The sequence below is a fragment of the Streptococcus sp. CF10-1 genome (genome assembly GCF_024295825.1).
Classification (GTDB): Bacteria; Bacillota; Bacilli; order Lactobacillales; family Streptococcaceae; genus Streptococcus.
Map to the genome: position 1 here is coordinate 92,715 of NZ_JANCPQ010000005.1, position 19,592 is coordinate 112,306.

Here is a 19,592-nt window from a genome sequence, read left to right on the forward strand (position 1 = left end):
TGATTTACTTCTATACTTTCTATCAACTCTTTAAAGAAGTCAATCAAAAATCGCTCATTTAGGAGATCACTCCCATGAAAAAAGAAGATTTCACCACTCGCTTACTCAAACTATTCTTTCACATACAAGGGCCTTTTGATGAATGCCGTCAAGAGATGATTTACAAGGCTTGTGCCCGTGCCTTGATCCAAATCGTTTACTCCTCCCTCCTACTCTTCTTGTTCTATCTCCTATTTGGACGCTTCATAGGGTTGGTTCGAGATGCCATGCCCTACCTCTATTTTGGACTTATCTTCGTCCTCGCATCTAGGGCGAGACTAGCAGTTCGCAACTTACATTTAGACAAGGATGACCCGTCCGAAATCCATCACAAAAGCTACAGCAAAAGCCAAATCAAAGTTCGTAGTTGGGGTGTATTTATCAGTATTCCAATTGGCTTGTTTGTCTTATCAGCCTTTCACAAACTCTTTGTTCAGCATCTCCCCCTCAATACCTTTTGGGACAATCTCTCCCAGTTCGATAAAACGCTCCCTTTACTAGTCTTAGGTTTGGGAATTGGTGCCATCTTTGGAACCATGACCTATGCCTTTTTATCGGAACACGTTAAAAAATAGAGCAAGATTCGCTAATTTCTCATTTTATAGGCAAAGAATCCCACCTAGTTCGTTCTAGGTGGGATTTCCACTTCAATTCATAGGATATTTTCCAAAATATCTACTGACCCTTGTCACCAATTCTCCCACTGGGTTTCAATCTTGACATCGCCATAGTTGCTTGGCGAGTACTTGCTGTCATAAATCGAACACCAAACTTTCAAGACTTTCTGGTTAACGATTTCGTCGTAGTCCTTCTCTAATTCTTCTTTGGTTATGTTATATTTTTTTAAATAGTTTCTTACTTTTTCTTCATCATCAAGATATTGACCTGGTTGCCTTGGCTCTTCAAAAATCGCAAGCTCCTTTTGAAGTACCTTCTTTTTTATATTATAGTGTGCTGAATACCATAGGGTAATATCCGAATTAATCCTTTTTTCAAAACGTATCGTCATTCCTTTAATACCTTCTCCGAAATTAAAGCTAATACTTATGTCTTTATAACCTTCAGGATGAGTTTGATATTTCCCTGAAGGGGTGTATGCAAAATATTCTCCATCGTTAGGCCAATCGGGTCTGATTTTAAACCCATCTATGTTTCTTAAAATATTATTTGACCGATAGGTTTTCTCCGTCTCCTGATAAATCTCATCAAAAATGTTTTTAGGTTGACGCACAAAAAAGTAAAAACAGGATGATATGATTATCACGAATAAGGCTACTAGGCCTAGGATTTTCTTCATATTATCACCAATTCTCCCACTGGGTTTCAATCTTGACATCTCCATAGTTACTTGGCGAGTACTTGCTGTCATAAATCGAACACCAATCTTTTAAAACCTTCTGGTTGACGATTTCGTCGTAATGTTTGTCTAAATCTTCTTTGGTTATATTGTATTTTTTTAAATAGTCTCTTACTTTTTCTTCATCTTTGAGATACTCTCCAGCCTTTCTTGGCTCTTCTAAAATTGCAAGTTCTTTCTCTAGAGTCTTACTCTTAATATTGTAATAACTTAAATACCACAAAGAAAACTTTGAATTTACTTTCCATTCAAACCAAATAAACATTCCTTTGTTTATACTATCAAAATTAAACTCTAATTCAGTCTCGGAATAATTTGCAGGTAGATAATTATCAATGTAAATTACCTTGGGAGTATACTTTCCTGTTCCCTGCATATCTTTATCATATATTTCATACTTATGTACTTCAACATCTTTCAACTGGTTAAAAACATTATTTCCAAGATATGTCTTCTCAGTTTCTTGATAGATCTCATCAAAAATATTTTTAGGTTGTCTAGTAAAAAAGTAAAAACAGGATGATACAATTATCACGAATAAGGCTACTAAACCTAATATTTTTTTCATCATCATCCTCCTAATTTCCCACAGCTTCTAAGCGATTTAAAAATGTTGATACTTCTGGATATTTTCTTTCAATATATGCTTTAAGAGCATCCTCACCATCTAGCTTAATATCCGTTGGTCGCAAACTATCATAAATAGTATCTCTGACTGTATTCCAATCTTTATTGTTAAGAAATTCTCTTTCTCTCTGAGAGGAGTCTTTTTGAAGGTCAGCATAGTAAGAAGTTATAGCTTGGTCATAGGATTGTCCCTTCTGCATGCGGCCGATAAGGTTGACCGAGTCTAAATCTGCCTTGTAGTCATCTTCTCCGATACTTGGCTTCATATCATTAGCATTGAAGGTCGTGTCTCCCTCCCAGCCTGAAAGGTCCTTGACATGTTCTCTACCGCCATAGAAATCGGATAACTGAAGACTGCTAGGATTTAGATGAGTAGCCATGGTAATGGACTGGTGGGTAAAGTCTGCATGACCTGCTCCGTTGTTAGAGTATGACTTTAATTTACTGTCCCAAAATTGGTCAAATTTGTTATTTTTGCCATAAACTTTTTCATACTTATCCCGAGCATCACTATAAGATGTAGTTCCTGTTTTATTATCTTTTTCCTTCATTTTTTTAACACTACTTCCGCCGCTAGCTAACACATGCTGCAATCTAAGATTATAAATCAATTTTTTTGCATCTGTTTCTTCTTTGATTCCAAGTTCTTTAAAAATTTCAAAAAGTGGTTTTTCTACTCTCATTTTTTCAACTGTAGATGGACTACTAACAACCTCATCATAAAAATAATTTTTTAAATAGCCTGCAGTCTCATCCCACTTTGACTCGTTATAAGATGCTGCACCGACAACTCGCAAAAAGATATAGTCACGAAACTCTTGACTAGAGGTTGGAAACTTCTTGTCTATCCCTTGCTTAATGGTCAGGAGTTGTTGGGCAGTCTCTGCGTCAAAGCCGTATTCTGCCATCATGGTCTGGACAAAGGCCTTCTCTTGACGGCTGAGCTTCATGTCCTTTGTATCAGAGTAGGCAGTCAGGTAGTTGGCCCAAGTCAGGTCAGATGGAACTTTAAAGACGCCTTGCTTTGCGTCCCAACTCGTTTCGATCTGGGCCAGTCCGCGACTCAGTTACACATCGATATTGTCTAGTTCATCAAACAGTCCTCCTGAGTAGCTATCATAGGCACGCAGGTCTCTCAAAATTGTTTCATAGACGCGTTTATTGGCATGATGTCCTCGCATGAGTTCCACATTACTGCGTCTCAATCTCCCCTTTTCTTCACTATCCATGGTTAATCTAGAAAGGGATTGGTTGACTTCATCTAGATAGGCAATCATTTGCTCTTCCTGGCGGATCTTATCAAGCAAATCATCCTCGCGCCAACTCTTGCTGTCGACCATCGTTTGGTAATCTTCTGACAATTTCTTGATAGCTTGAGAGAAGGTTTCTGCATAGAGTTGGCCCCCTTTACTCAAGGGCAATAAGACACTTGCAAAAAAACTTCTAGCCGAATCATAAGCATCTCCCTTTAGACTCTCTGTGTCCTCTGAAAACTTTTGAATGGCTGATTGCAAATCTTGATAAGCCTCCACCTGAGATTGGCACATGGTCGCTACACTCGAACTTTGTAGTTGTGATTGTTCCAAATACATATCAATGCCCATGTCGTTTCTCCTCCTCTCTTTCTAGTTCCTTGCGTCTTTCATAGTAAACCGCATCCAAGTCTCCCTCTAACCGGAATTTTTCTTTCTTCAAATCATCCATGTGATAGCTGAGGTCCTCAAAGATTTGGTTTTTAAGTTGGTTTCTTTGCAGGAGCGTTTCTTCCAACTGCCCTGCATATCGGCTCTGATAGGCCGCCTCCCACAAATCACTTTGATAACGGTGGCTAGCTCTATCATATCCTTCAAAGGTTTCTATCAGTGCTTTGGTGCGATATTTCTCTTTTCCATTGTCTTCTAGCTGGTACAAGAGGTCTCGCTCTCTTTTCTTCAACTCATCTAACTTGCTCATGTATGACTCCCAAAACCATTGGCCGCAGCTTCATCTAGCGCCTCAAAATCACTCGCTACAGAGTGCAGTCGTTCGGAAGTCAGGGTGACAGCGGCTGTTATCTGACTAGCTAGATTTTGATCCTTTGTCAGACATTGATGAGCCTTGTTATTCCCTTGAAGGGTCGTTAAGTCATCCTGACTAGCCGCAGCGATCGCTGTTAACGATTGACAAGCATTTTTAAGCTGGGTCGCGTATGTTTGCGCAATATTTAGATCACTTTTTACTGTTGACATGGCTGTTTTATCCTTTTTCTCATTCCCTAGTGATAGGTACACTCCATTTAGCTATATAGGCCTATTATACCATGTTTCATAAAAGGAGCATCATTTTGTCCTGATTTATGTACAGTTGTGTATTTTTTCAACAACTTCTCTCATCCGACTCGACGAAAAAAGTAAAAACTGTTACAATGTAGAAAAAGAAAAGAGGCTCTCATGACCAGTGTATATGATTTTTCCGTTTTGAACCAAAACAACCAAGCAACTCCCCTGGAGAGCTATCGTGGCAAGGTTCTCTTGATTGTCAACACTGCTACTGGATGTGGTTTAACGCCCCAGTACCAGGGACTTCAAGAACTCTATGAACGCTATCAAGATAAGGGCTTTGAAATCCTAGATTTCCCTTGCAATCAGTTTATGGGACAAGCACCCGGCAGCGCAGAGGAAATCAATAGCTTCTGCAGCCTACACTACCAGACCACTTTCCCTCGCTTTGCCAAGATCAAGGTCAACGGCAAGGAGGCAGATCCTCTTTATGTTTGGCTAAAAGAGCAGAAATCAGGCCCGCTAGGAAAACGAATCGAATGGAATTTTGCTAAGTTTCTCATTGGTCGAGATGGGCAAGTCCTTGAGCGCTTCTCTTCCAAAACAGACCCCCAAACCATCCAAGAGTCTCTTCAAAAAATACTTTAATTTCTTTTTAAAACGTATCCTTTCATTTAGTTTGAGCCCTGAAAGGATGCGTTTTTTCTTTAAAAAGTAACTAATTTTCTTTAATTTATATTTATTTTTTTGCTTTTTGCTATTGCAATTCTTTCATTAATTTAGTATATTTGTTATATTAAAAGTTTTCAGTCATTTTAAGGGAGAAATGACCTTTTAAATTTTTTTATCTTAAAATGAAAGCGCTTTATAAACAGGAGGTAAGGTGGCTTACAAATTATCAGAGAGTTTTTCATTAAATCAAGTTGTAACCAAGACAGACTTGGGCTTGGGCAGTAGCTGACTGCCTTTCTAAAAACTAGGAGTATATTATGAATCGATACCTTTTTGAAAAAGGGCAAACATTTAGCATTCGGAAGTTGACTGTAGGTGTGGCATCTGTTATCGTGGGACTGGCATTTTTTGCTTCTGGAACCGTGCGTGCAGACGAAACGTCTCCTGCCACGGCATCCAATTTAGATCAACAAATTAAACAAGTCGCAGATATAGAAGAGACCAAGGCTGAACCAGTCAAAAAAGAAGGTCGTGTAGAAGCTGAAAAACAAGAAACACCTGTTGCAGATACTAACAGTGCTGACTTGCTCCCTGAAGGCATTCAGGACCGTGCCTATCCCGACACACCTGTCAAAGAACTCGATACGACTACTATCGTTGACCAAAAAACTAGTCCAAAGGTAGAAACTAAGAGCATTCTAAAGGACAAGGAAGAAGCACCAAAAGAAACTGAGAACGGAAACCGTGCCATCATTAACGGTGGACAAGACCTCAAACACATCAACTACGAGGGACAACCTGCTACTGCTGCTACTATGGTTTACAGCACTTACAATGCAGGGGAGCAACGCTACCTCGTTTCAGGCTCAGGTATCTTTGTAGCACCTAACCTGATCCTTACCGTTGCTCATAACTTCCTAGAGGCCAATAAAGAAACTGGCGAAGGTCACATTCGTGGTGGAAAATCTGCCCAGTTCTACTATAACGTTGGTTCAAACAGCGAAAAGAAAAACTCACTACCATCTTCTGGAACTACGGTTTTATTCAGAGAAAAAGACATCCATTTCTGGAATAAGAAAGAGTTTGGAAAAGGCTATAAGAACGACCTTGCTCTTGTAGAAGCTCCTATTCCTCTTCCGATTGCTAGTCCAAACAAAGCAGCAACCTTTGCACCTTTAGCGGATTACAAGACGCATCAGCCGGGAGAAGCCATCAGTACGATTGGCTACCCAACTGACTCGAGCTCAAAAGAACTGAAACAACCTATCCTAGCTGGTCAGCTTTACAAGGCAGATGGGACCATCCGATCTGTTGAGTCCTATGATGATAAGGGAACGACTGGTATCACCTACAAAACCACTTCTGTATCTGGTTTGTCTGGTGGCGGGATTGTCGATAGCCAAGGAAAAGTTCTGGGGGTTCACCAACACGGAACCGTTGACAATGGTGTGGCTGAAAAGGATCGCTTTGGTGGCGGACTCGTCCTTTCACCTGAACAACTGAAATGGGTGAAGGACATGATTGCCAAATATGGTGTGAAAGGCTGGTACCAAGGTGATAACGGAAATCGTTACTACTTTACTGATGAAGGACGTATGCTTCGGAACGAGAAAGCTGTTATCGGAAGCAACGAATATTCCTTTAACCAAGATGGTATTGCTACCTTGACCAAGGGAGTTGAATACGGTCGCGTTGTTATCCAACACGAAGACGAAGAAGGAAATCCTGTCAAAGATAAGGACACCTTTATCGAACAGACAGCTGTTGATTCGCCATTTGACTATAATTTCAAAAAAGAAATCGAGAAAACGGACTTCTACCAGAAGAATAAAGACAAATACGAAATTGTATCCATTGATGGCGTAGCAGTTAATAAACAACTAAAGGATGCTTGGGCTGAAGAGCACAATGTTGTCAGCAAAGCGCCTGCCGGTACACGTGTCATCAAGGTAGTCTATAAAGTCAACAAAGGCTCCTTCAAAGTTTACTACCGTCAAAAAGGAACCACTACTGAACTAGCGGAAGCGACAGTTGATAACAATGACGGCCAAGAGTATGACGTTTCCTTTGTCAACACCTTCCATGCAAAAGACATTGCTGGCTACCGTCCAGTCAAGGCTAGCCTGGAAGCAACTATCCAGCAAAAAGGGGTGAATGAGGTCGTCTTTGAATACGAGCCAGTCGCTGATACAGCTAATCCAACGACACCGACTCCACCAGTAGCTCATCCAGAAGATAAAGAAACCGAAATTGGCAATCATGGACCTCTTCCAAGCAAGGCTCAACTTGATTACCACAAGGAGGAATTGGCAGCCTTCATCCACTACGGAATGAACACCTATACCAATTCTGAATGGGGAAATGGGAAAGAGGACCCTCGATACTTCAATCCAACAAACTTGGATACTGACCAGTGGATTCGCACTCTGAAGGAAACTGGCTTCAAACGAACCATTATGGTTGTTAAACACCACGACGGATTCGTTACTTATCCATCTAAGTACACCAACCATACCGTAGCTGCTAGCCCATGGAAAGATGGTAAGGGTGACCTTCTCGAAGAAGTTTCCAAGTCTGCTAGCAAGTACGACATGAACATGGGTGTTTACCTATCCCCATGGGATGCCAATCATCCAAAATACCATGTTGCAACCGAAAAAGAATACAACCAATACTATCTCAACCAGCTGAAAGAAATCCTTGGTAATCCGAAATACGGTAACAAAGGGAAATTTATCGAAGTTTGGATGGACGGTGCACGTGGTAGCGGTGCCCAAAAAGTAACCTATACCTTTGATGAATGGTTCAAATACATCAAAGAAGTTGAAGGAGATATCGCCATCTTCTCTGCTCAACCGACAAGCGTTCGCTGGATCGGAAATGAACGGGGAATCGCAGGTGACCCTGTATGGCATAAAGTGAAAAGAGCCAACATCACAGACGATGTGAAAAACGAATACCTCAACCATGGTGACCCAGATGGTGATATGTATTCTGTAGGGGAAGCTGACGTTTCGATTCGTTCGGGCTGGTTCTACCATGACAATCAACAGCCGAAATCACTCAAAGAGCTGATGGATATCTACTTTAAGTCTGTTGGTCGTGGAACCCCACTCCTTCTCAATATTCCACCAAATAAAGAAGGAAAATTCGCCGATGCGGATGTGGCTCGCTTGAAGGAATTCAAAGCAACCCTAGACCAAATGTATGCGACTGACTTTGCCAAAGGTGCCACTGTAACAGCAAGTTCTACTCGTCAAAACCACCTCTACAAGGAAAGTCACCTCACAGACGGTAAAGATGATACTAGCTGGGCGCTCTCAAATGATGCCACAACCGGTAGCTTTACAGTCGATTTGGGACAAAAGAAACGCTTTGACGTTGTTGAACTCAAGGAAGACATCGCCAAAGGTCAACGTATCTCTGGTTTCAAGATTGAAGTCGAAATCAACGGACGTTGGGTGACTTACGGTGAAGGTTCGACCGTTGGTTACCGTCGCTTGGTTCAAGGCAAACCTGTAGAGGCACAAAAAATCCGTGTAACCATCACTGGTGCTCAAGCAACTCCAATCTTAACCAACTTCTCAGTCTACAAGACACCAAGCAGCATTGAAAAGACAGATGGTTACCCTCTTGGACTTGAATACCACTCAAACACAACAGCGGATACAGCTGGAACAACTTGGTACAATGAATCTGAAGGTGTTCGTGGCACTTCTATGTGGACCAATCAAAAAGATGCCAAAGTAAGCTATACCTTTACAGGAACCAAGGCCTATGTCGTCTCTACGGTCGATCCAGGTCATGGAGAAATGTCCGTCTACGTTGATGGTCAAAAGGTTGCCGATGTGCAAACTAAGAATGCTAGCCGTAAACGCAGCCAAAAAGTCTTCGAGACAGGCGATTTAGCACCTGGCCAACACACTATTACTCTTGTAAACAAAACAGGCGAACCAATTGCTACTGAAGGAATCTACACCCTAAATAATGATAGTAAAGGGATGTTTGAACTCGAGTCTACCAACTACGAAGTCGAAAAAGGAAAACCCGTCACTGTTAAGATTAAACGTGTTGGTGGAAGCAAGGGGACTGCTACTGTTCGCTTCATCACAGAACCTGGAACTGGAGTCCACGGTAAAGTTTACCAAGATACAACTCAAGATGTGACCTTTAAAGATGGAGAAACAGAAAAGACTGTTACCATCCCAACGATTGACTTTACAGAACAAGCCGACTCTATCTTTGACTTCAAAGCCAAGCTCACTTCTGTCACTGATGGTGCCCTGCTCGGTTTTGCTACAGATGCAACCATCCAAGTGATGAAAGCTGAATTGCTGATCAAGGACCAAACAAGTTATGATGACCAAGCTAGTCAGTTGGATTACAGTCCTGGCTGGCACCATGAAACCAATTCGGCAGACAAATACCAAAAGACTGAGTCTTGGGCTTCCTTTGGCCGCTTAACCGATGAGCAAAAGAAAAAGACAACTGTCACAGCCTACTTCTACGGTACTGGACTTGATATCAAGGGCTATGTCGATCCAAATCATGGCATCTACAAAGTCTTCCTAGATGGCAAAGAAGTTCCTTACCAAGATGGCATGGGAAATGCTTCAACTATTGATGGCAAGAAATACTTTAGCGGTCGTGCAGCCCAACGCCAAGGCAATCAAACTCTGGTTAGCCTAAAAGGTCTGGACGAAAACTTGCACGCAGTCACCCTTCAACTAGATCCTGATCGAAACGATTTGTCTCAAAATATCGGTATTCAAGTGGACCAATTCATCACTCGTGGCGAAGGTAGCGAACTCTACAGCAAGGCAGATATCATCCAGTCTATTTCTAAATGGAAGGATGATTTGTCCAACTTTGACCCAGCAGGCTTGAAAAATACGGCTACTGCACGCCAAGCTTTCCAAGCAAATCTAGAAAAATTGAGAAACCAACTCAGTGCTGATGCAGTGAATGTTCAAGAAGTCATGTTGACGGTCAGTGCCCTACAAGATATCCTATCCAAGGATGAGAACTATCAAAGAGGACAAGAGGAACCTAGTCCAGAGCAACCGGAACAGCCAGAAGAACCTGAGAAACCTGGCCAGCCTGATCAACCAGCTGAACCAAAACAACCGGAAATTGAGTATGATAAGGCTATGGACAGCTTGACAAAAGCTATCGAGAAAAAAGTCGCTGAGCTTGGATCCAACAAGGAAGCTAAGAAGAAATTATTAGAAATTGCTGACCAAGCCATTGCTGCCATCCAAGAAGCTAAAACTCAGGAAGCAGTCAATCAAGCGCTAAAAACTGCTCTCGAACAAATCAACAAACTCGAAGCAGCTCAGCCTGAGAAACCTGCTGAACCTGAAAAACCAGTTCAACCTGAAAAGCCAGTTCAACCGGAAAAACCGGCTCAACCGGAAAAACCGGCTGAGCCTGAAAAACCTACTCAACCTGAGAAACCTGCTGAGCCTGAAAAGCCAGCTCAGCCTGAAAAGCCAACTCAACCTGAGAATCCTGCTCAACCGGAAAAACCTGCTCAGCCTGAAAAATCGACGCAACCTGAGAAACCTGCTCAGCCTGAAAATCCGACTCAACCGGAAAAACCTGCTGAGCCTGAAAAGCCAGTTCAGCCTGAAAAACCAACTCAACCGGAAACTCCGGCTCAGCCTGAAAAGCCAGCGCAACCTGAGAAACCGGCGCAACCGGAAAAACCAATTACTTCTTCAAGTCCTGAGGAAGGGGTTAAAGACCTTGTCTTTACACTTCCAAGCTTAGAAATCGTCAATAAGGTCGTACCGTTCAAGACGATTCGTCGCGAAAACCCACAATTAGACAAAGGAAAAGAGCAAGTTCTATCAGAAGGGAAAGACGGTCTCTTAGTCGAGTATGTTGAAGTGGAAGGTGACAATCGCAAAGTTCTCCAGACAGAAGCAACTCCAGCTCAAGATCGAGTGATTGAGGTAGGTAGCAAACAAAGCTCAGTTGGAACAGAAGCGCCACCGGTTGTGACCCTTCCTGAGTATGTTCTACCAAGAGAGACTGAAAAACCTGCCTCAGCCGTAACAGATAATTCATCAGCAAAAGATGAAAAAGCTCCTGTTACAGCTACAATCAAAGAAGACAAGGAAAGACTACTCCCTGCAACTGGGGAACAAGAAGCAACTGCCTTCCTCTTCTTGGCAGCCATTACTTCTATCTTGTCTCTCCTCATCTTCCAAAAGAATTTCAAAGACTAGTAACCCTCTTTGATTGATTCTTTCTAATTATTCAGTTCCCCCGTTGAGAAGACCATTTGGTCTTCTCTTTTTCTATCTGTAAAATTAAAAAACATCCACAAATGTACATGGATTTTTTAGTATAAAATTCTAAAATAAGGTTATCATTGAGGATAGGTATTTTCAAAGTCAACTACGATTTCAAATAAACGCTCATCTAAAAAGAGAGTGCCCCTTGTCTTATCTCATCAGAACTACCATCATAAGTTTCTGCAAGAACTCCACAGATAAAAGATGGTGTTTCGAATTCCAATACCATGAGATTTTCTGATGTTCACAAGCCATCTTTCCTAAATCAAACTTCCTTCTTCCACACCTAGTCACTGACTACTATTTTTGAGTCCAGCGTATGCATAGGTTCGATTTCTGGGACACTCTTTTTCCGTCACCACCCTAAAATAAAAGCGATGCTCCCGCCCATCCTTGGCATTTTCCTTGTTTAAGACAAAGTAGCTTTTCTGATTCATCGCCATGGTGCGTAGGATATCATCGATCAAAAAAGTCAGTGGTACATTCATAGCAGAGTATTTTTGAAAATCCTCTTCAAAACGAATATAGGCATCAGAAAAATAATCCATCTGCAGTTTGTTTTCATACAACTCTTTTCTAGTCATAAACTCCCTCCTCCCACAGTCGAATTTCGAGGACATCTACTACCTCTACCAGCCTATAGCCCTCATTGGTCCTAATAGATAGAGTTTGAGGTGATAATTCACTCACCTCGCCGATGATCGTGGTTTTCTGCTTCTTTTCCTTGACCACAAAGTATCCCTTTAGTTGCCCGACATACAGCTGCGAAAGCAAGAGTAGCTTCTCAACGGAATTCAAATCTGTCGAAAAAGCAACCCGATTTCTTTCTTCACCGAGTGAACTAGTATGCTCTGAGAGGAAAAAGCCCATCCACTTCTGCATCCCTGGATCTTGATAGTCACGCGCAGATTGAAAGGGTAAATAAGAACGATCAATCATTTTAAACCATCTAATCCTCCAGCAGAATGCCCCCCAATCAGCTTGCTTCTGGCAAGACTCCTAGAGGCTTCTTCCAGTGCATTGGCCTTTAAAAGGGAGGTAAAACCAAATTGTTCCCGAATGGAGTCAATGGTAGTCTGGAGCCTTTCTTCTTTTTCTAACTTGTCAACATCATCAAAGAGGGAGATCAAGCCAAAGGACTCGTCTACAAATCCTGAATAGTTGACTCCGACACTTCTGACCGCTCCAGAAGTGTATTTATTATGAAATAGCTTCAAAACATAATCCGTTAAGACAGCTGTATTATTGGTCGGTTCGACCTTCATTTGTGTGTGAATAGACGACCTGACCTCCAGTTTAGAGAAACCAACATAGAGAGAGACAAGAGTTGTTTTCTTGCCCGCCCTTCTCAGTCTAATAGCCACCTGCTCCGCCATTTCTCGGAGAATAATTTCAATATCCCGTAGCTTCACGTAGTCTCTCGGCAAGATTTGAGAATTTCCTAACCCTTGGGACTTGGCTTTATAGGGCTTATGAACATTGCTCTCATCAATCCCATTAGCATGAAACCACAAACGCAGGCCAGCCTGACCAAGTGTTTTCTGTAGCTGGTCTGGATTACTGGTGGCCAATTCTCTGATGGAAAAAATCCCCAGAGCATGCAAGCGTTTCTCCATCCGCCTGCCAATCCCCCAAAAGTCCGTCATCTTAGGAATGGCCCAGACCTTCTCTTCCACATCCTGGTAAGACCAGTTGGCCCTCATGGTCGGAGTGTGCTTGGCCTCATTATCCAGAGCCAACTTGGCCAGTAAGGGATTGGCATTGGACATACCCACTGTAGAGTAGATCCCTGTCTGCCTCCAAATATCCCTCTGGATGCGAGCAGAAAGCAGATCCAGCTTGTCTTTGCGAGAGAGACTCTTGTCTGGGATAAAATAGTTGAGCGAACTAGTCAGATCGATAAAGCCCTCATCGATAGAGTAGGGATAAATATCATCTGGACTGCCATAATTTTGAAAGATTCGCTGGATTTCCATATTGACCGCTATGTATTCATCCATCCTAGGTGGCACAACCAAAGTCACTTGAGCCCAATCTTCGATGTAGCGAACATAGTCTGAGTCAGTAGGCAAGCCTTGCTTTCGAGCATTGTAATAAGAAAATTTGCGCGTTTTGATATCAAAAGGCAGATCATAGGCCCGACCAACATTGGACTTGCCAAAAATCTTCTTAAACACGGGAGAGGAAGCTAAGATAATACCAGTAGAATTATCCGCGCGACTCATGACACAAAGCGAGGTCTTCAGCGGATGCAAGCCCCTTTTCACACACTCAACACTGGCATAAAAGGATTTCATGTCGACAAAGGCAATATCACTTTTGGGCTCTCTGGAATAATCAAAGTAGCCCATAGACTAACCCTCCATCGGCACAAAATTCCCAACGATAATCCCCACAATCCGAGGATCTTCCTCATAGGAGATGAAAATGTCCTTGTATTTTGGATTGATCGATACCAGACGCAGGCCATCTTCCTCCCGATAGACCCGTTTAATATAGGTCTGGTTGTTACAAACTACTGCATAAACTGCCCCATCATAGTCAAATCCTGTTTCCCGAATCAGAGCCACTGAACCATTTTGATATTTAGGTTCCATAGAGTCCCCAGATACCCAAGATGCAAAATCATGGGCCAACTCCTCGTTAAAGTAGACTGTATCAAAATTCTGATCATCATAGACCGAAGCCCCGATCCCTGCTGACATACGTTCATAGACACGGTACTCGTAGAGGCGCTCTGGCATGGTCGCCACCTTCTGTGTTTGTTCTTCTTGAGCCAGGTTGCGAGCATAGAGCACAACCTTGTCCTTCCCTTGCTTGGAGAGGCTATTGTAGAGACGAACAATCTCGATCTGAGTGAAATAGCCTTTTGCAACTTTTAAAATCTTCTCTAGCTGAGCAACCTTCTCCTTGGATGGTTCCTTAACCCCACGCTCCCAAGCCGAGTAAGCCTGAAAACTAATCCCCAATTCCTCTGCAATTTCCTTCTGTGTCAATTTTAATTCTTTTCTCCGAGCCTTGAGTTTTTCTGGTTGGTACATGATTCACCCCCTAGTGTGATGTTTTATTGAGAATATCTCTCTTAGAAAAACAAATCGACGGTTGAGCTTACATCTCTAAAACTAAACCAATTTGGTTTAGTTTTATTATATAAAAAAAGTGGACGATTGTCTACTGGGAAAATCAAATTTTAACAGACACAACTGGAAATTATGAACAAAAAACTGGACTAGCCCTAGCAACTCCTACTCTAATTTTTGCAACAGCTTTACAACTTGCCGATTTTCAATCCTCACATAGTATACACCACTATCACTGACAAGTTTATCCTCTTTATATTTAGCAATTTTGACAGCATAAAGACCTCGTGGTAGGGGTTGGTTGGCAAAAAATTCCTTCATGAGCGCTTCAAGCTCTTTAAGATAGTCATCATACAAGAGATCTCTTTTTTCTTTTGGAACGAAATACTGAAATTCAAATGTTGGTATAAAAATCTCTTTTTGGAAAAGATATTGAGCATCCATTGGATACATTCCTTGCAGAGCTTGGCCCTTGCTTTGATTTTCCTCTAATATTTCATTATAAAGATAGATATTATCAGATTGGTTATTAAATTCAAAACCAATACCTTGATACTTCAAATCAGGCAGTTTAGGATCTTTGATTGAACTGTCCAGTGTTTTTAAAAATTCGCTGGTGCCTGGACTAACCTCAATCCCTAAATAGGCTAATTCTGGGAAAACATCATAAATTTTTTTACCATTTTTGTAATCAACCTCTGCATCTGTCTTTCCATATGTTTCACTTTTCGAAAAGCGAGTATAGTATTTAAATCGAGTTTTAACCTGATAGGTTTTTCCAGCTATATTTTCACTATAGGTACCATGGATTATAAATCCTCCCACGCTTGTATAGTTTTTCTCGTATTTTTCTAACTCAAACTGTCCTGTAAGAGCGTAATCTTGATAAGAACGATGCACAGCTTGCTCAATCTCAGTTCGACTTGCATGGGCAAATAGCCCCCACATATCCATTAGAGAAAAAATTGGACTGAACACTGTGAAGATTACCATTGGGATCACTATGGATAAGCAACCTATTAATAGCCAATTTCTTTTCTTGGCATTTCCTTCAGATTTTTTAGCAGTTTTCTGTTTCCTTTTTAAGATTAGAATGAGCAAAACCAAAATCCCTAATACTAATAAAACCAATCTACAATCTCCTTTTATCGTGGATAGCTGTTAACAGGTGTATAGGAAGCTGACAGAAATACTCTTCTCACCTGCTAACTTATCCTGAAATCCATAAACTCGTCTGAAACGAGGAACAATCCTTATCCCATTATACCACATGAGAGATACCGTAATAAGAAGAGAAAAGTAAAAAATGTCTTGGTTTATTATACCACAATATAAAAACAGCTCCTTCCTATCCTATAGGAACAAAGCTATATTTTGGTATCATAAATTTTGGCTTATAGTCATACGGACTTAGATGTATGATGGGAAAATAACTAAAAAAACGAGGAGTTTCTTTAATGTCAAAGTAGCTCCTCGTTTTTGATTTCTATTTAAAGTATTGTGATATTTTGCAATAATCTTTACAGATGCACATTATTTTGTTACACCCTTTTTAATTGTTGTTGCATTTTCATCAAGCCAACGTTGATAAATTTCGGCGAACCGTTCTTCTTCTTCATCACTATAGCCTTTATAAACTACTTTATCTACATCATCACGATTGAAGTAAAACAACTGTTCTGGGTTTAGTCCCATTGGATAAAAAGCAGCAGAATAGTCAAACAAAACATTTTCACCATTCTGTTCTATAGTAACCCCACGATTGAGAATCATTAATTTTTGACTCCCCTCTTTTAAATAAACAATTGTTCCAATTGGCAAAATAGACATTTTCTTGTTTTCCTTTCAATTTATAATTTCTTTATTTCTACAATGCTATACACCATCGTATTAGCATTCTTAAACTTCAAATGCATCATTCAACACCCAAACACTTTCTGAATGGATTTAATACCTGAATCAATGTCATTTCTAGCTTCTCAACGTTCTGTATTTATAGCTCTTCAATTTCAGTTAATGTTAGTGTCTTATAATACTCTGGGATTTGTGGCATTCTCAGTATTACAAAAAACCACCATGAAATTATGCCATTTATAACCAATATAGCACTTTCATAACCACTATCAAGTCCTATAAAAAATGCTAAACAAACCGTATTAATTCCAAGAGTAATATACCACCAATCAATCATTCGTTTCCCTTTGGGTTCAAAAACAAGTCGACAGCGTTTACTGTTTTGGGGAACTCTTGATTCAAACTTTCTTACCGCACTTTTTTCATAAAAGACAGCCATAAGATAAGACAAAAATACAGAGAAAGCAAATAACACTACTTTCATTAAGTTGGATGTGGTTTTAATCTTGATAAATTTCTTGTAGAAAATAACTCAGATGATTTCATGCATGAAGTTGTGGATATTATTGAGCAGAATGACTTCACAGAGTTTGAAGAACTCGTCTGGTATGCACGAGCTAATCACACACCACTTCTTGGACTTATCATTGAGCGTACCTACTTTTTTGCTAAGTATTTGGATTCACGTCGATGCAATCCAATGAGAAACCAAGATAAGAAGGAGGATAATAAATGCAAGTGATTCTTCCTGATGAACAGATTCATCAGATTCAACTATTGCTATCAAACCTTATCCAAAAAGAAATTGAACAGCAAATAGAAAAAAATACTTTAAGTTGTCCCTATTTGAACAAACAACAGACTTGCGACTATTTAGGAATTTCCAACAATACTCTTGATTCATGGATTCAAAGGGGGCTTCCATCAATCAAAATTGGAAAAACAATTCGATTCCACAAAGACGCTATTGACCGCTGGCTAAACAGTAACAACTAGAAAAATCAAGATTTTTATTTTATAATGGTCATGATATTTTCTGGTTCGATATAAAGGAGAATATCATGACTATCAGTAAGACAAAAAACGGAACTTACCGCTTAAAAGTCTATATACCATTAGAAGCACGAATGCCTCTTGGTATCGTTAACAATAACTATTATGATAAGAGATTTAAAACAAGAAAGGAGGCACGACAAGCAGAGATAGAGCTACTTACGAAACTAAACCAAATTGAAGATAACGTCTTTTCGGGACTAGGAAAAGAAGATATTCTTTTCTCGGACTTCTATAATAATATTTGGTGGGAATCCTACAAAGCAGGACAAACTACATCTACTTCTAAACCACCAAGCAGGTCAACAATTGCCAATACCAAAACATGTTTTGAAAAGCATATACTACCACTTCTTGGTAACTATACGATTCAATTTTTAAACCAAAATAAACAGGTTATTCTAAATTTAATGACGTCAAAAGCCAACGAATATGCCAACTTCAAAACTTTACGAAGTTACGTTATTTCTATTTTTGATTGGGCGGAAGAACTTGAGTATATTGAAGCAAATAGAGTTGCAAAAACTTTAAGACGAATTAAGGCTGTCAAAAAAATTCAACTTGCAGAATCAAAACGTGATGAAGATTTATATTTAACTCATGAGCAACTCCAAGAGTGGTTTTCAGCCTTTAAAGAAGATTTAGAAAACGATAAAATATCACTCAAAGATTACGTCCTTTTCTATCTCACTTTTTTCCTTGGAGATAGAAAATCAGAAACATATGCTCTCCAGTGGAAACATATCGACTTTTCAAAATCTCAGATTCAGTTAATTCAGGCTTTAGATAGATACGGACAAGTAAAATCTACCAAAGGAAATAAAAAAACTATCTTTTCTATTTCTAGCGACTTGCTTCAACTTCTGACTTCATGGAAAAAACAACAAAAATATGAACTAGCAAAGTTTGGTATCATCACTAATCCAGAACAATTCATCTTCACTTATATAGATACCAGAGGGAATATCAATAAACCTTTACATGCTGACTATCTTAATAATAAGATGAAAACTATCAGAAAGCGACACCCAGAGCTTACACACGCTACGCCACACAAACTACGTCATACGGGAGCAACACTCGCTAAACAGGCAGGGATGAGCTTAGAAGCTATTTCCGAAGCTCTAACACATAGCGACACAGGGACAACACAGATTTATGTCAATACTTCTAATGTAGTCCCTATGGCAGTTGGTGAATTTGCCTTAAAGTCTCTAAAACAATAAGGTTAAAATAAGGTAAACTTTGAGGTGAACTTTTTCAAAAAACATAAAAAAAGCACCCATGAGGTAAACTCTTGAGTGCTTTGAAACGTTGATAGTATCGTATTGATTAAGGTTTTAAGGCAACTGACTTTGTCAGATCGCAGCCACATTTGTAAGCGACTAAAGTCGCAACAACTGTGTCAATTGCACCAATTTAGTAAGAAAGTATAAAAAAAAGAACACCTCGGAAGGTGCTCTCTGTAAGTATAGTAATTCTCTCGAATTAACGTTTACTAAATTGTGAAGCTTTACGAGCTTTCTTAAGACCTGGTTTCTTACGTTCAACTTTACGTGAGTCACGTGTAAGAAGTCCTGCGCGTTTCAATGAATCGCGGAAGTCTGGGTCTACTTGAAGAAGGGCACGAGCGATACCGTGACGGATAGCTCCTGATTGACCAGCGTATCCACCACCTACAACGTTAACGAAAACGTCGTATGAACCTACAGTTGAAGTAACTGCGAATGGTTGGTTGATAACAAGACGAAGGTCAGCGTGTGGGATGTACTCTTCAACATCTTTTTTGTTAACAGTGATTTTACCAGTTCCTGGAACAAGGCGAACGCGTGCAACAGCGTTTTTACGACGTCCAGTACCTGCATATTGTGCTTGTGACATACTTTATTGTTCCTTTCCTTAGATAAGTCCTGAAATATCAAGAACTTCTGGTTGTTGTGCAGCGTGAGTGTGCTCAGCTCCAACGAATACTTTCAATTTCATACCTTGAGCGCGGCCAAGAGTATTGTGTGGAAGCATACCTTTAACTGATTTTTCGATCAAACGTACTGCATTTTTAGAACGAAGTTCACCAGCAGAGATTTGTTTCAATCCACCTGGGTGGTTTGAGTGAGTGTAGTAGATCTTATCAGTTGCTTTTTTACCAGTCAATTTAACTTTTTCAGCATTGATAACGATTACGAAGTCACCTGTATCAGTGTGTGGTGTGAATGTTGGTTTGTTTTTTCCGCGAAGTACGCTAGCAACAACTGCTGAAAGGCGTCCAAGAGGTACATCAGTTGCGTCAACAACGTACCATTTGCGTTCTACTTGGCCTGGTTTAGCCATGAATGTAGTTTTGTTCATGATT

18 protein-coding genes and 2 pseudogenes are annotated in these 19,592 nt (G+C 40.4%); 6 read left to right on the forward strand and 14 right to left on the reverse strand.

Annotated elements, in window-relative coordinates; translation table 11 throughout:
* The first annotated feature begins 74 nt into the window (after positions 1-74).
* Positions 75-614, forward strand: a complete 540-nt coding sequence (locus tag NMM25_RS07535; protein WP_254736448.1) for a DUF3278 domain-containing protein — start codon at positions 75-77, stop codon at positions 612-614.
* A gap of 113 nt (positions 615-727) precedes the next feature.
* Here the strand turns inward: NMM25_RS07535 and NMM25_RS07540 are convergent, their stop codons facing one another.
* The 5 genes and pseudogenes from NMM25_RS07540 to NMM25_RS07560 form a co-directional block, all read right to left on the reverse strand.
* Positions 728-1,336 carry a TipC family immunity protein gene (locus NMM25_RS07540; protein ID WP_254736501.1) on the reverse strand — a complete coding sequence of 203 codons (609 nt, stop codon included), beginning with the start codon at positions 1,334-1,336 and terminating at the stop codon, positions 728-730.
* Between the two features lie 4 nt (positions 1,337-1,340).
* Positions 1,341-1,964, reverse strand: coding sequence for a TipC family immunity protein (locus NMM25_RS07545; RefSeq protein ID WP_000721847.1), 624 nt, complete (start codon positions 1,962-1,964; stop codon positions 1,341-1,343).
* 10 nt (positions 1,965-1,974) lie between these two features.
* A pseudogene (locus NMM25_RS07550) lies at positions 1,975-3,627 on the reverse strand (T7SS effector LXG polymorphic toxin).
* Entirely contained in the window at positions 3,617-3,976 is a 360-nt protein-coding gene (locus NMM25_RS07555; protein WP_254736449.1) for a hypothetical protein, read from the reverse strand. Before NMM25_RS07555 ends, NMM25_RS07550 begins: the two are co-directional and overlap by 11 nt.
* Positions 3,973-4,251 (reverse strand): TIGR04197 family type VII secretion effector, encoded by a 279-nt coding sequence (locus tag NMM25_RS07560; protein WP_254736450.1) that lies wholly within the window; start codon positions 4,249-4,251, stop codon positions 3,973-3,975. The genes NMM25_RS07555 and NMM25_RS07560 overlap by 4 nt, the downstream gene beginning before the upstream one ends.
* A gap of 201 nt (positions 4,252-4,452) precedes the next feature.
* On the opposite strand from NMM25_RS07560, the gene NMM25_RS07565 reads away from it, so the two are divergent.
* Positions 4,453-4,929, forward strand: a complete 477-nt coding sequence (locus NMM25_RS07565) for a glutathione peroxidase (RefSeq protein ID WP_254736451.1) — start codon at positions 4,453-4,455, stop codon at positions 4,927-4,929.
* 341 nt (positions 4,930-5,270) lie between these two features.
* Positions 5,271-11,186 carry an alpha-L-fucosidase gene (locus NMM25_RS07570; protein WP_254736452.1) on the forward strand — a complete coding sequence of 1,972 codons (5,916 nt, stop codon included), beginning with the start codon at positions 5,271-5,273 and terminating at the stop codon, positions 11,184-11,186.
* 359 nt (positions 11,187-11,545) lie between these two features.
* Here the strand turns inward: NMM25_RS07570 and NMM25_RS07575 are convergent, their stop codons facing one another.
* The 7 genes from NMM25_RS07575 to NMM25_RS07605 form a co-directional block, all read right to left on the reverse strand.
* Positions 11,546-11,839, reverse strand: coding sequence for a DUF5960 family protein (locus tag NMM25_RS07575; RefSeq protein ID WP_125413320.1), 294 nt, complete (start codon positions 11,837-11,839; stop codon positions 11,546-11,548).
* Positions 11,832-12,194, reverse strand: a complete 363-nt coding sequence (locus tag NMM25_RS07580; protein WP_049490282.1) for a hypothetical protein — start codon at positions 12,192-12,194, stop codon at positions 11,832-11,834. Before NMM25_RS07580 ends, NMM25_RS07575 begins: the two co-directional genes overlap by 8 nt.
* Positions 12,191-13,606 carry a Y-family DNA polymerase gene (locus NMM25_RS07585; protein ID WP_254736453.1) on the reverse strand — a complete coding sequence of 472 codons (1,416 nt, stop codon included), beginning with the start codon at positions 13,604-13,606 and terminating at the stop codon, positions 12,191-12,193. The genes NMM25_RS07580 and NMM25_RS07585 overlap by 4 nt, the downstream gene beginning before the upstream one ends.
* Positions 13,607-13,609: 3 nt before the next feature.
* Positions 13,610-14,296: an XRE family transcriptional regulator gene (locus NMM25_RS07590; RefSeq protein ID WP_254736454.1), complete on the reverse strand. Its 687-nt coding sequence runs from the start codon at positions 14,294-14,296 to the stop codon at positions 13,610-13,612.
* 204 nt (positions 14,297-14,500) lie between these two features.
* Positions 14,501-15,466 carry a hypothetical protein gene (locus tag NMM25_RS07595; protein ID WP_254736455.1) on the reverse strand — a complete coding sequence of 322 codons (966 nt, stop codon included), beginning with the start codon at positions 15,464-15,466 and terminating at the stop codon, positions 14,501-14,503.
* 402 nt (positions 15,467-15,868) lie between these two features.
* Positions 15,869-16,165, reverse strand: a complete 297-nt coding sequence (locus NMM25_RS07600; protein ID WP_000025675.1) for a DUF4176 domain-containing protein — start codon at positions 16,163-16,165, stop codon at positions 15,869-15,871.
* Positions 16,166-16,328: 163 nt separating this feature from the next.
* Complete coding sequence (locus tag NMM25_RS07605; protein ID WP_254736456.1) at positions 16,329-16,673, reverse strand: hypothetical protein; 345 nt, start codon at positions 16,671-16,673, stop codon at positions 16,329-16,331.
* 3 nt (positions 16,674-16,676) lie between these two features.
* Here NMM25_RS07605 and NMM25_RS07610 point away from each other — a divergent pair.
* The 3 genes and pseudogenes from NMM25_RS07610 to NMM25_RS07620 form a co-directional block, all read left to right on the forward strand.
* A pseudogene (locus NMM25_RS07610) lies at positions 16,677-16,931 on the forward strand (Rep family protein); the annotation flags it as partial.
* Entirely contained in the window at positions 16,922-17,185 is a 264-nt protein-coding gene (locus NMM25_RS07615) for a helix-turn-helix domain-containing protein (protein ID WP_018364576.1), read from the forward strand. The pseudogene NMM25_RS07610 and the gene NMM25_RS07615, both read left to right, overlap by 10 nt.
* Before the next feature lie 65 nt (positions 17,186-17,250).
* Positions 17,251-18,468, forward strand: a complete 1,218-nt coding sequence (locus tag NMM25_RS07620; RefSeq protein ID WP_254736457.1) for a tyrosine recombinase XerC — start codon at positions 17,251-17,253, stop codon at positions 18,466-18,468.
* A 262-nt stretch (positions 18,469-18,730) separates the two neighbouring features.
* Here the strand turns inward: NMM25_RS07620 and rpsI are convergent, their stop codons facing one another.
* On the reverse strand, positions 18,731-19,123 hold the full coding sequence (rpsI, locus tag NMM25_RS07625; protein ID WP_000075973.1) for a 30S ribosomal protein S9: 393 nt from the start codon (positions 19,121-19,123) through the stop codon (positions 18,731-18,733).
* A gap of 18 nt (positions 19,124-19,141) precedes the next feature.
* Positions 19,142-19,588, reverse strand: coding sequence for a 50S ribosomal protein L13 (gene rplM, locus NMM25_RS07630; RefSeq protein ID WP_001044624.1), 447 nt, complete (start codon positions 19,586-19,588; stop codon positions 19,142-19,144).
* Positions 19,589-19,592: the final 4 nt, after the last annotated feature.